Source organism: Pantoea sp. X-Soil-OKNW-556, from assembly GCF_059730695.1.
This window is the reverse complement of record NZ_AP035990.1, coordinates 1865423-1877826: the sequence shown is the minus strand read 5'-3', so window position 1 is coordinate 1877826 and position 12404 is coordinate 1865423. Positions and strand designations below refer to the sequence as shown.

The following is a 12404-nucleotide window of genomic DNA, read 5'->3' as shown; positions in this document are numbered from 1 at the left end:
TCAAACGGAGCCGTTGTATGTCTTATCGTCGCCCTGTTCTGGCCGCCATTTTTGATATGGATGGATTGCTGATTGACTCAGAACCGCTGTGGGATCGCGCCGAACTCGATATTTTCGCCACGCTGGGGGTGGATCTCACCCGCCGCCACGAATTGCCAGATACCCTGGGATTACGCATCGATCAAACCGTACGCATGTGGTACGAAACGCTGCCGTGGAACGGCCCGGACCAACAGGAAGTGACGGACCGTATCATCGCACGCGCTCTTGAACTGGTGGAAGAAACTCGCCCTCTGCTGCCCGGGGTGGAACAGGCACTGCGTTTATGTCGCGACCAGGGCCTGAAAATTGCCCTCGCCTCCGCCTCCCCACTGCATATGCTGGAGCGGGTTCTGGAGATGTTCAACCTGCGCCATTATTTTGATCAACTCGCCTCCGCCGAGCATCTTCCCTACAGCAAACCGCATCCGCAGGTTTATCTGGATGCCGCCACACAATTAGGCGTTGATCCCCTCAACTGCGTGGCGCTGGAAGATTCGTTCAACGGCATGGTCGCCAGTAAAGCGGCACGTATGCGCTCCATCGTGGTGCCTGCGGCAGAACATCGTGATGATGCACGTTGGGCACTGGCGAATGTCAGGCTGGATGACCTTACCCAACTCGCCGCCGAACATCTACACGGTTAAGCGCCCAACAGCCCGCTCTCACAGCGGGCTTTTTTATGTCGATTTGATCGCCAACACAAATAAATAAAACAACGTTTCATTTTTATTGAATTCACATCCCATCCTGCCTAAGATGCCAACAGACCCGCATCGGGACCTATACCTTCTTTTATCCAGAGGCCTGAGATGGACATACGTCAAAGTATTCACAGCGAACATGCCAAAACTCTCGATACCGCCGCCCTGCGCCGCGAGTTCTTGATTGAAAAAATTTTCACCCCGGATGATTACACCCTGACCTACAGCCATATCGACCGCATCATCATTGGTGGCGTGATGCCGGTGACCAGGTCGGTGACCATCGGCAGTGAAGTGGGTAAGCAGTTGGGCGTGAGTTATTTTCTCGAACGCCGCGAACTGGGGGTGATAAACATCGGCGGCCCCGGCCTGATTGAAGTGGATGGCAAAACCTGGGAAATTGGTCACCAGGAAGCGTTGTATGTCGGCCAGGGCGCACAACAGGTGCTTTTTCGCAGCAGCGAAGCCAGTCATCCGGCGAAGTTTTATTACAACAGCGCCCCGGCGCATACCCACTATCCGGACAAAAAAATCACCCTTGAGGATGCCGTGAAAGCCACCCTCGGTGATGCCGCCACCTCTAACCGCCGCACCATCAACAAATTTATCGTGCCGGATGTACTACCAACCTGTCAGCTGACCATGGGCCTGACGCGTCTTGACGACGGCAATTTGTGGAACACCATGCCGTGCCACACCCATGAACGCCGCATGGAGGTCTATTTCTATTTTGATATGGCTGAGGACAGCGCGGTGTTTCATATGATGGGACAGCCGCAGGAAACCCGCCATCTGTTGGTACATAACGAACAGGCGGTGATTTCGCCAAGCTGGTCAATCCATGCCGGTGTTGGCACCCAACGCTATACCTTTATCTGGGGCATGGTGGGTGAAAATCAGGTGTTTGATGACATGGACCACGTCAGCGTCAGCGCTCTGCGCTAGTGCCTAAGGAGAAGATAATGATTCTGAACGCTTTTCATCTTGAAGGAAAAATCGCGCTGGTCACCGGTTGTAACACTGGATTGGGTCAGGGGATGGCGATCGGTCTGGCACAGGCGGGCTGCGATATTATTGGTGTCAACCGCGCCGGACCGGATGATACCGCCGCCAAAGTTGAAGCACTGGGACGCCGTTTCTGGCCGATTCAGGCCGATCTGAGCCACCCCTCCATCGTGCCACAGGTGGTGGAACAGGCGGTCGCACTGGCGGGACGCATTGATATTCTGGTCAATAACGCGGGGATTATCCGGCGTGAGGATGCGCTGAACTTTAGCGAAAAAGACTGGGACGATGTGATGAATATCAACAGCAAGAGCCTGTTTTTCCTCTCTCAACAGGTGGCGCGACAATTTATCGCGCAGGGGAATGGCGGCAAGATCATCAACATCGCCTCGATGCTCTCTTTCCAGGGTGGAATCCGCGTGCCCTCCTATACCGCATCGAAAAGCGCCGTCATGGGGCTGACACGGCTGATGGCCAATGAATGGGCGAAGCACGGCATCAATGTCAACGCCATTGCCCCCGGTTACATGGCGACGAACAACACGCAACAAATCCGTGATGATGAGTCGCGCAGTGAAGAGATCCTCGCCCGTATCCCTGCCGGACGTTGGGGCGCACCGGACGATATGATGGGGCCAGTGGTGTTCCTCGCTTCCAGTGCATCGGATTACGTTCACGGCTATACGCTAGCGGTGGATGGCGGTTGGCTGGCGCGCTAAGCTGCTCTTTTCCCGCGTCATTCTGACGCGGGTATCGTCTTAAATTCACGCCTGGTTACAGCGTCACATATTCTCATTCACTGGATAAATCCCTATACTGGATGCATCGACAGTTTGCAGCCAGGTTTTATCATGACGGCCGAAGGCCACATCATTTTCGCCATTGCCAGTGCTATTTTTGCCAAGCGCGCGGAGCTCACGCCGGTAATGGCCAGTGCCGACTGGTGGCATCTGGTGCCGGCTGCACTGCTGACCTGTTTGCTGCCGGATATTGATCATCCCAAATCGGTGCTGGGACAACGTCTGAAGTGGCTTTCCCAGCCCATCGCTCGCGCCTTTGGTCATCGCGGTTTTACCCACAGCCTGCTGGCGGTGGCAGTAAGCTTGTGGCTGTTTCAGATTAATGTCCCCGCCAGTTGGCCCATCCCTGCGGATGTGTTGCAGGGCATGACTCTGGGCTATCTCAGCCATATTGTCGCCGATATGCTGACACCCGCTGGCGTTCCCCTGCTGTGGCCCTGCCGTTGGCGCTTTCGCCTGCCGCTGCTGAACAGCCAAAAAGGCAACCAACTGGAGCGCGCCCTTTGCCTCGCACTGGTCGGCTACGCGCTGTGGTTTCCACCTGGCTTGCCGTCTTTTGGTGCAAACGGCTGGCCTGAACAATTGTTCAATACCTTACAAAATGGCGTAGGCCGCATAATAAACAGTCAAAGCGCGCGATAATCAGACAAAAATCAGGATAAAGTTATAATCAATTCCATTTGGATATAAGCCTGCCCATTTATGAACTGTTAACATGCGCGGATTCCTTTCAGGAATCACCCTGTATTCCGCGCCTGAACATGCAGAGGCGCGGCAAATCTCTGGAGTAGAGCATGGATTTTCCCCTGATTATTAATCTCGTGGTGTTCGCCGCGTTGCTGGTGTTATTAGCACGCATTGGCAACGCGCGCTGGAGCCTGTCAAAACGCGTATTAACTGGCCTGGTGTTCGGCGTGTTGTTTGGTCTGGCGCTGCAAGCCATATACGGTGAGAACAGCCCGGTGGTGAAAGCCTCGATTGGCTGGTTCAACATTGTCGGCAACGGTTACGTGCAATTGTTGCAGATGATCGTGATGCCGCTGGTCTTCGCTTCCATCCTCAGCGCGGTGGCTCGCCTGCACAATGCCTCTTCACTGGGCAAAATCAGCGTACTGACCATCGGCGTGTTGTTGTTTACTACGGCGATTTCAGCGCTGGTAGGCGTGATGGTCACTGGCCTGTTTGGTTTAACCGCAGATGGCCTGGTGCAAGGTGCGCAGGAAACCGCGCGCCTGAACGCGATTCAGAGCAACTACATCGGAAAAGTGGCCGATCTGACCGTGCCACAACTGCTGCTCTCCTTTATCCCTAAAAATCCGTTTGCCGATCTCACCGGCGCTAGCCCGACCTCGATCATCAGCGTGGTGATTTTCGCCGCGTTTCTCGGCGTGGCGGCGTTGCAGTTGTTGAAAGATGACAAAGCGAAAGGCGAACGTGTGCTGGTGGCAATCGACACCCTGCAATCCTGGGTGATGAAACTGGTTCGTTTGATCATGAAGCTGACACCCTACGGTGTGCTGGCCCTGATGACCAAAGTAGTCGCGGGTTCTAACCTTCAGGACATCATTAAGCTCGGTGGCTTTGTTGTGGCCTCTTATCTGGGCCTGGCGATTATGTTTGGCGTGCACGCGCTGCTGCTCTCTTTCAACGGCATCAATCCGCTGCGTTTCTTTCGCAAAGTGTGGCCGGTGATTACCTTTGCTTTTACCAGCCGTTCCAGCGCCGCCAGTATCCCGTTGAACGTTGAAACCCAGACGCGTCGCCTTGGTGTGCCGGAATCCATCGCCAGCTTCTCGGCCTCCTTTGGTGCCACCATTGGACAGAATGGTTGTGCCGGTCTGTATCCGACCATGCTGGCGGTGATGGTTGCACCGACTGTCGGGATCAACCCGTTTGACCCGCTGTGGATTGCCACCCTGGTAGGGATCGTCACCCTCAGCTCAGCCGGTGTGGCCGGTGTGGGCGGCGGTGCCACCTTTGCCGCCTTGATCGTGCTGCCCGCGATGGGCCTGCCGGTAACACTGGTCGCGCTGTTGATCTCCATCGAACCGTTGATTGATATGGGCCGCACCGCGCTCAACGTCAATGGCGCAATGACCGCTGGCTCCCTGACCAGCCGCTGGCTTGGCCTGACCGACAAAAAAGTGCTGGAGAGCGACGACCACGCCGAACTGGCGCATCGTTAATTACCTGCACATCCCGTAGCGGCACGATGTATCGTGCGAGGTTCCACACCCGAAATCCGCGCGATAAATCGCGCCGCTACGCGTTCCTCTCCTCAATCTCTGGCAATCATGGCGCTACCGTCAGGAAAGTGTTAAGCATGGTAAATAGTGGAAAAACCAGCCACTTTCCGCTTGTGTTTTGCCGGTGAAAAGCCAATCCTGCTACCAGTCATAGCAGGAGAACTACCGATGAAAAAAGTTATCGCCTCCGTGCTGGCGTTAACCTTATTAACACCAGCCATCGCCCTTGCCCACCCAGGTCCGTGGGGACCCGGCCCAGGTCCTGGACCGCACTGGGGTGGACCAGGTCCATTACGTTTCTTACCCGATGCCGCGACAGCGGTGTTGATTGGCGGTCTGACCTATTATCTGTTGAATGGCAGCTACTATCAGCGTCAGGGCGATACCTACGTTGTGGTGCAGCCACCGCAGTCAGAGCCGGTAGCCGGTATGCGTGTGCTCGACTTCAACGGCAAGCGTTATTACGTGCAGGATGGTCATTACTATCAGCGCGATATCAACGGCAGCTATAACGAAGTGCCACGCCCCTACGGCTTGTAAGCCACAAACAAAAACGGCCCGTCACTGACGGGCCGTTTGCTATTCTGCAACCTTTACTGCGTCGCTTGCGGGTCGGTATCGTACTCTTTACAGCTCTGGAAGCCGTAGTTCATCACATGTCCCGTGTCGTTATAGCTGACGAAGTAAGTCTGGACTTTGCCATCGCGCTCACCCAGCACATAAGTCTGGCAGGTGCCGCGCGCATGCACCATAGTGATCTCAGTAGACGGTGCCCCGGCAATCTGACGCACCTGATCACGGGTCATTCCTTTCTTCACATCCTTCACCACAGGTTTGGTCACGAAGCTCTCTGCGCGATCGTAAGCCGTACAACCAGAGAGTGCTGCCAGCGTTAACGCAGCAGCGATACATCCCAGCACTTTATTCATCTTGTTGTTCCTCATTACTGTGTCCATGTAACGCTAAGCCTGGAACATAAATCCAGATTAATCAATTTTATGGCAGCATATTCGGTTTGTTCCGAAGCGTCAGGATTGCGTAAAAGTGCCTGTGTTCCTTTAACAGGCTCCGTATAATCACCAAATGAGAATGAGCACTCTCAAAACTATTTTCAGGGCGGTTATGACCAGACAACGAGAAAATAATAAAGATGAACGCCACCGCCTGCGCCAGGATGAAATCATCCGTGCTGCGCGCGAATGTTTTCGTCGGGAGGGGTTCCATGCTGCCAGCATGGCGCGGCTGGCGTGCGCCGCCAATCTCAGCGTGGGGCAAATCTACCGGTACTTCCCCAGCAAGGACGCCATCATTGAAGAGATGGTGAAACGTATTGTCGATGGTCGCGTTGCCGCGATGCGCGATCGGGTCGACAGCGATCAAATCGCCACCACGCTTGCCTGGCGGGAAAGCCTGAACCCGGAAGATGAATTATTGATGCTGGATGTCGCCGCCGAAGCCGGTCGTAATCCACGCGTCGCGGCAATGCTCGAAGCGGCGGATGCCCGCATGTTCAGCCAGGCCCGTCACAAGATCCGCGCCAGTCATCCTGAACTGGGCGACGAACAGGTGGACGCCTGTGTCGAAGTACTGGCCGTGTTGTTTGACGGCACGGCCCTGCGCCGCCTGACGCCACAGAAAGCGTCAGCGGTGACCCTGCAACACCTTTATCAGAACCTGATTTCACACCTAATAAAGACAGAGGATAAATGACACCTGCACCTTCTAACCGTCTGGTTTATGCCATAACCCTTGGCCTGCTCGCTGCCCTTGGGCCGCTCTGTATCGATCTCTACCTGCCCGCCCTGCCTGAACTGGCACAGGACCTGCACACCGAAACCGCCACTGCCCAGTTAAGCCTCACCGCGACACTGGTAGGCCTTGGTGCCGGCCAGCTGCTGTTCGGTCCGTTGAGCGACAAATTTGGTCGCCTGCGTCCTTTACGCGTCTCACTGCTGCTGCTGTTTGTCGCCTCAATCGGTTGTGCCGTGGCGCAGGATATTAATCAACTACTGGTGGCCCGTCTGTTTGAAGGCCTGGCGGGGGGTGGTGGCGCCGTGCTGTCGCGTGCCGTCGCGCGTGATATGTATAGTGGCTATGAACTGACGCGCTTTTTTGCCTTGTTGATGTTGGTCAATGGTCTGGCCCCGATCGCCGCCCCGGTTCTCGGCGGTTTTATGCTAACTGTGCTGAACTGGCGTGGCATTTTTATGGTGCTGGGAGCGGTGGCCATTTTGCTCATCCTGCTGACGCGCTGGAAACTGCATGAAACTTTGCCCGAAGCAAAACGCAATCGGGGTTCCATTTTCTCCGCCTGGGCCGCGCTGGGTGAGGTATTTACCCATCGTTCATTTATGGGCTTCTGTTTAACGCAGGGTTTTATGATGGCGGGGATGCTCGCTTACATCGGTTCATCACCGTTTGTCCTGCAACAGATCTACGGTTTGTCTCCGCAGGCCTTTAGCTTCTGCTTTGCCGCCAACGGATTCGGTCTGATTATTGCTTCTCAGACCAGCGCCCGCCTGTGCCGACGTTGGGGAGAATACCGGGTACTGAAAGGTGGCCTGCTGCTGGCCTTTGTCGCCTCCGCCTGTCTGTTACTCGCGGGCATCCTCGGTGCATCGCTGCCGGTGATTCTGCTGGCGCTGTTCTTCACCATCGCCAGCAATGGTGTTATCGCCACCACTGCCTCATCACTGGCCATGCAAAGCCAGGGCCACCGCGCAGGCAGCGCCTCAGCAGTGATTGGCGTCACCATGTTCACACTGGGGGCCATCAGCGTACCGCTCACTGGTCTCGGTGGCACCTCGCTACTGAGTATGACTGGCACGATTTTTGGCTGTTTTATGTTGGCGATTGTGATGTTCCTGGTGTTGGCTCAGAAGCCAAAAAGCGCCTGATTTGCCAGCAAATAACCCGAACAACAAGCCATACGGCTTGTTGTTTTGGGCCAGCCGCGTTAGCTTTAGGAAATGATTCGCATTGTGCCGTCCGGCAACTGACTTGAGGAGAGGTTCATGTCACTGCAGCAGGAAATCATTGAAGCCCTTGGTGTTAAACCCGTCATCGATCCCCAGCAAGAAGTTCGCGTCAGCGTTGATTTTTTGAAGTCCTACCTGAAAACCAATCCGGGGATTAAGACCCTGGTACTGGGTATCAGCGGTGGTCAGGATTCCACACTGACCGGCATCCTGTCACAAACCGCCATTCGTGAACTGCGCGAAGAGACCGGTGATAACGACTACACCTTCATTGCCGTGCGTCTGCCTTATGGCGTGCAGGCCGATGAGCAGGATTGTCAGGATGCGCTGGCGTTTATCCAACCGGATCGGTCGCTGGTGGTCAACATTAAAGAAGCGGTGCTGGCAAGTGAGCGCGCCTTACAGGACGCGGGCATCACCCTGTCTGACTATATTCGCGGTAACGAGAAAGCGCGTGAGCGCATGAAAGCCCAATACAGCATCGCGGGGATGACCAAAGGCGTAGTCGTGGGGACGGATCATGCCGCTGAAGCCGTCACCGGTTTCTTCACCAAATATGGCGATGGCGGCACTGACATCAACCCGATTTTCCGCCTCAACAAAGGCCAGGGCAAACAGTTGCTGAAACTGCTGGGCTGCCCGGAGCATCTTTACCTGAAGCATCCGACGGCTGACCTCGAAGATAATCGTCCAGGATTACAGGATGAAGTGGCTCTCGGCGTGACCTATCAGCTGATTGATGCCTATCTGGAAGGCAAGACCATTGATGCGTCTGCTGCCAAAATCATTGAAGGCTGGTATCTGAAAACCGAGCATAAACGTCGCCCACCAATTACCGTGTTCGACGATTTCTGGAAAAAATAACCCCATCCGGCGTTTTCCAGTTCGGGACGGAAGACGCCTTTCCTTGCCTTTTCTGAACGCTTTTATATGCCTGCACATTTGCCGCGCGCCACCCTGATCGGTTTAAGCGCGATTTTACTCTGGAGCACTACCGTTGGCCTGATGCGCAGCGTCAGTGAAGCCTTTGGCGCCACCGGTGGCGCAGCGCTGATTTATACCACCACGGCGATCCTGCTCTGCCTGACACGCGGCCTGCCGGATTTCCGCCAGATGCCAACGCGTTATTTGTGGGGCGGAGGGCTGCTGTTTGTCGGCTATGAAATCTGCCTCGCGCTGGCGATTGGTCTGGCGCAGGATCGTGCCCAGTCGCTGGAGCTGGGGATGATCAACTACCTGTGGCCCTGTCTGACCGTCGTGTTTGCCATTCCGATCAACCAGCAGCGCTTCCGCGTCTGGCTATGGCCGGGATTGTTGTTGTCACTGGCGGGCATTGTCTGGGTGCTACAGAGCCGCGGCGGCAGTTCATTATCACAGCTTGGGCATAATCTGCTGAGTAACCCGCTGGCGTATGGTCTGGCTTTTATTGCTGCTTTCGCCTGGGGGTTATACAACAACGTGACGCGCCGTTATGCCAACGGTAAAAGCGGCGTCAATCTGTTCTTTGTCGTCACCGCGCTGGCGCTGTGGTTCAAATTCGCCCTCACCGAACAGGTCAGCTCACTGCATTTCAGCCTGATCCCGGCGCTGGAGGTGTTATTTATGGGTGTCTCCACCGCGGTAGCCTACTCGGCGTGGAACCACGGCATTCAACACGGTAATCTGACATTACTGGCAACGGCATCCTACTTCACACCGGTGCTGTCGGCGCTGCTGGCGTCACTCTGGCTTGGCCTGACGCCCTCCCTGACCTTCTGGCAAGGGGTGCTGATGATCACCCTCGGCTCATTGATCTGCTGGCTGGCGACCCGTCGCCTGTAGCGGCTGGCGGAAAAACAGGCTCGCTGATATACTGGATGGACAACCAGTAACCGGAGTCCTCCTTGGTCAGACGAGCCACCAGTTACCGCCTTGAATTTGATGCGGCAGCCATTTACCAGTATCCCGAACATCTTCGCCAGTGGCTGGACGGTTTACCCAATCAGCCCGGCGTGTATGTCTTCCACGGCGAAAGCGATAACCTGCCGCTGTATATCGGCAAAAGCGTTAACCTGCGCAGTCGCGTGATGTCCCATTTCCGCACGCCGGATGAAGCCAGCATGCTGCGCCAGGCAAGACGTGTCAGTTGGATCCCCACGGCTGGCGATCTGGGTGCGCAGTTACTGGAAGCGCAGATGATCAAAACGCAACAGCCGTTGTTCAATAAACGCCTGCGCAAAAACCGTCAGCTCTGCTCACTCCAGCTTAACGACACCGTGCCGCAAGTAGTTTACGCCCGCGACCTCGATTTCTCCTGTACCTCAAACCTTTATGGTTTGTTTCGTAGCCGCCACGCCGCGCTGGAAAAGCTGAAAAGCATCGCTGATGAACAGCGCCTGTGTCACGGTTTGCTGGGGCTGGAGAATCTGCGCAGCGGCCGGGGCTGTTTTCGTGCCGCGCTTAAACGCTGTGCCGGCGCCTGCTGCGGCAACGAACCGCCAGAAGCGCATCAACAACGTTTGCAACAGGCACTGGAAGCGTTACGGGTGGTGTGCTGGCCGTGGTCCGGCGCGGTGGGAATGGTGGAACGCGGTATCGCCATGACGCAAATCCACGTTATTGATCACTGGTTTTGGCTGGGTTCGGTGAGTAGCGAAGCCGAAGCTCGCCAGCTACAACGCATCCCTCATGGCTTTGATCACGACGGCTATAAAATCCTCTGCCGCCCTCTGCTATCGGGTGAGTTCCCGCTGATCGAGCTATAAAGCAAAACCGCCGACGCTGCCCAAAGCATCGAATGCGATGGACAACGTCGGCGGTCTCAAACCGTCAGGCTATGCGAATTATTCGCCATCAGCCGGTGGTGGCGGCATCTTACCATCGTGCGGGCGTTTCTCTGTCAGACGTTTCTCAAAGTTCGCGTTGAACTGCTTTTTCTGCTCCGGCGTCAACACGTTATAGAGTTTGTTCTGCGTTTCCATCATCGCCACAGCACGCTCTTTGGCATTAGCCGTCATTTTCTCTGCCTGCGCTTCGGCTTTCGCCCGGTCGAAGGTGTCAGAGGCAATCAGCGCGTGGTTAGCGCGACGCTCTTCCAGCGACGGACGTTTAAAGTCTTTGTGGCTTTCACGCATGATGTCATGCATCTGTTTTTTCTGGGCGTCGGTCAGGTTCAGACCTTTGAACATCATGTCCATACCACCATGACGCATCGGCGGCTTATGCATTGGTTTCTCGCTGCCGGCCGGCGGTGGCGTCAGATTGTCTGCCGCAGCATGGACGATATTGGCAGCACCGAGAGCCATCGCGGTAGCCAGGAAGAGGGAAGTCAGTTTACGCATAATATTGTCCTTACTTATCAGTTTCATGACGACAGCCTGTGTCGCGTCTTCGGAAACAAGCATACGACGCTGAACGTCAACTACTCAGAGGCTGAGTAAAGCCCTGAAAGCATAAAAGACAGATATCAGGCGATCATGGAGAGAATGAGAAGAAATGCGTGAGGAATTGCAAAAGAGTATGACGAATAAGGCAAAAAGCGCAGGAATTAAGGAGGAGTGTAACGGTATTGTCGGCGTAACGAAAGGATAAATTGCGGCGCAGCAGCGCGATACATCGCGCCGCCACGACAGTCGTTATAACGTCAACGCCTGGGTTTGCTCATTCTCTTCCACCAGCATCAAGCCGGCACGCAATCCCGCTGCAACATTCGGGTTGGGAAACAAGACATACTCGCGTGCCTGCTGCACGTAGTAACGGGTATCTCCCTCTTCCGCCAACAACGTCCCTTGGGGAAAAGCGGTGAAGTTGAGGGTTTCCGCGCCCATATGCAGCACAAAGTCTTCGCCATGCCGGGTGATTTGTTGCGCAACTTGATAATGGCGGGGCTGCGCCTGTACCTCTGGCAGTGCGTCTCCATATAACAACGCCGCCAGCGCCTGATATGCCGCGCTGAATTGAGTCAGATCGTTCTCACCAAACGGCAGCGCCTTACCCAGCTCCAGGGTACAACTGGCGGCGGCATAATGTTCGCAACTGAAATGGGTAAAGGTACCGCCGGGAGAACGATGGAATACCAACGCTTCCAGCCCTGCGACCGCCAGCCAGTGCATAAAATCCTGCGGCCACGGACGTTGATTGAGGGGCATCACGCCAAAGCGGGTATGGTAAGAACCACGGATCGCGGTATGCAAATCGAGATGCCAGCGTGTTTCAGTCGTCAGGCAGGTGTGCCAGAAGGTTTCCAACGCCTGCTCCAGCCGCAATGCACGCCGTGCCTCCGCCACATCAGACACCTGCTGCCAGCGGCCACCAAACAGACGATTGATATCATATTGCTGATAACGTTTGCCGCTGCGTAATGCCTGCGGATTACCCAACAGCACCAGCAGACGTACCGCCAGCGGTTTTTCGCCGCGCAGCAAGGGCGTCAGTAGCAGGTTCAGGATCTCAACAGGCGCGGTTTCATTACCGTGGATCCCCGCCGACAACACCAGCGCCTGCGACGTTGGGGTATGCGGGGTTAAGGACAGAATGCCCTCGTCCAGCCACTGCCAACTGAGGTGGGCGTTTTGCCCCTGACGCTCCAGTGGCACCCGACCAGACAATGTTTGTTGTAAAAAGTCCTGCATTCTTTCTCCTTACGTAAATCAA

At 55.5% G+C, this 12404-nt stretch carries 14 protein-coding genes; 11 read left to right on the top strand and 3 right to left on the bottom strand.

What is annotated here, in order from left to right; genetic code table 11:
- Positions 1-17: 17 nt before the first annotated feature.
- From hxpB to AC6I8T_RS08660, 6 genes are all read left to right on the top strand, one after another.
- Positions 18-686 carry a hexitol phosphatase HxpB gene (gene hxpB, locus AC6I8T_RS08685; RefSeq protein WP_208725320.1) on the top strand — a complete coding sequence of 223 codons (669 nt, stop codon included), beginning with the start codon at positions 18-20 and terminating at the stop codon, positions 684-686.
- A gap of 165 nt (positions 687-851) precedes the next feature.
- Positions 852-1688: a 5-dehydro-4-deoxy-D-glucuronate isomerase gene (gene kduI, locus AC6I8T_RS08680; RefSeq protein WP_208725319.1), complete on the top strand. Its 837-nt coding sequence runs from the start codon at positions 852-854 to the stop codon at positions 1686-1688.
- Positions 1689-1705: 17 nt separating this feature from the next.
- Positions 1706-2467 carry a 2-dehydro-3-deoxy-D-gluconate 5-dehydrogenase KduD gene (kduD, locus tag AC6I8T_RS08675; RefSeq protein ID WP_021185282.1) on the top strand — a complete coding sequence of 254 codons (762 nt, stop codon included), beginning with the start codon at positions 1706-1708 and terminating at the stop codon, positions 2465-2467.
- Between the two features lie 132 nt (positions 2468-2599).
- Positions 2600-3190, top strand: a complete 591-nt coding sequence (locus AC6I8T_RS08670) for a metal-dependent hydrolase (RefSeq protein ID WP_208725318.1) — start codon at positions 2600-2602, stop codon at positions 3188-3190.
- A gap of 152 nt (positions 3191-3342) precedes the next feature.
- Positions 3343-4734: an L-cystine transporter gene (locus AC6I8T_RS08665; protein ID WP_208725317.1), complete on the top strand. Its 1392-nt coding sequence runs from the start codon at positions 3343-3345 to the stop codon at positions 4732-4734.
- Positions 4735-4962: 228 nt separating this feature from the next.
- Positions 4963-5334, top strand: a complete 372-nt coding sequence (locus tag AC6I8T_RS08660; protein ID WP_021185285.1) for a DUF6515 family protein — start codon at positions 4963-4965, stop codon at positions 5332-5334.
- 53 nt (positions 5335-5387) lie between these two features.
- Here the strand turns inward: AC6I8T_RS08660 and osmE are convergent, their stop codons facing one another.
- A complete protein-coding gene (gene osmE, locus AC6I8T_RS08655; protein ID WP_208725316.1) occupies positions 5388-5723 on the bottom strand; it encodes an osmotically-inducible lipoprotein OsmE in 336 nt (111 codons plus the stop codon).
- Positions 5724-5916: 193 nt separating this feature from the next.
- On the opposite strand from osmE, the gene AC6I8T_RS08650 reads away from it, so the two are divergent.
- The 5 genes from AC6I8T_RS08650 to cho all read left to right on the top strand — a co-directional run bounded on the left by AC6I8T_RS08650 (position 5917) and on the right by cho (position 10516).
- A complete protein-coding gene (locus tag AC6I8T_RS08650; RefSeq protein WP_208725315.1) occupies positions 5917-6504 on the top strand; it encodes a TetR/AcrR family transcriptional regulator in 588 nt (195 codons plus the stop codon).
- Positions 6501-7691 (top strand): multidrug effflux MFS transporter, encoded by a 1191-nt coding sequence (locus AC6I8T_RS08645; protein ID WP_021185287.1) that lies wholly within the window; start codon positions 6501-6503, stop codon positions 7689-7691. Before AC6I8T_RS08650 ends, AC6I8T_RS08645 begins: the two co-directional genes overlap by 4 nt.
- A gap of 117 nt (positions 7692-7808) precedes the next feature.
- On the top strand, positions 7809-8636 hold the full coding sequence (gene nadE, locus AC6I8T_RS08640) for an NAD(+) synthase (RefSeq protein ID WP_021185288.1): 828 nt from the start codon (positions 7809-7811) through the stop codon (positions 8634-8636).
- 66 nt (positions 8637-8702) lie between these two features.
- Positions 8703-9593: an aromatic amino acid DMT transporter YddG gene (gene yddG, locus AC6I8T_RS08635; RefSeq protein WP_208725314.1), complete on the top strand. Its 891-nt coding sequence runs from the start codon at positions 8703-8705 to the stop codon at positions 9591-9593.
- 62 nt (positions 9594-9655) lie between these two features.
- Positions 9656-10516 (top strand): excinuclease Cho, encoded by an 861-nt coding sequence (gene cho / locus AC6I8T_RS08630; RefSeq protein WP_208725313.1) that lies wholly within the window; start codon positions 9656-9658, stop codon positions 10514-10516.
- A 78-nt stretch (positions 10517-10594) separates the two neighbouring features.
- Here the strand turns inward: cho and spy are convergent, their stop codons facing one another.
- Together spy and astE are read right to left on the bottom strand one after the other, a co-directional pair.
- On the bottom strand, positions 10595-11092 hold the full coding sequence (gene spy / locus AC6I8T_RS08625) for an ATP-independent periplasmic protein-refolding chaperone Spy (RefSeq protein WP_208725312.1): 498 nt from the start codon (positions 11090-11092) through the stop codon (positions 10595-10597).
- Between the two features lie 294 nt (positions 11093-11386).
- A complete protein-coding gene (gene astE / locus AC6I8T_RS08620; RefSeq protein WP_497833711.1) occupies positions 11387-12382 on the bottom strand; it encodes a succinylglutamate desuccinylase in 996 nt (331 codons plus the stop codon).
- Between the last annotated feature and the right edge of the window lie 22 nt (positions 12383-12404).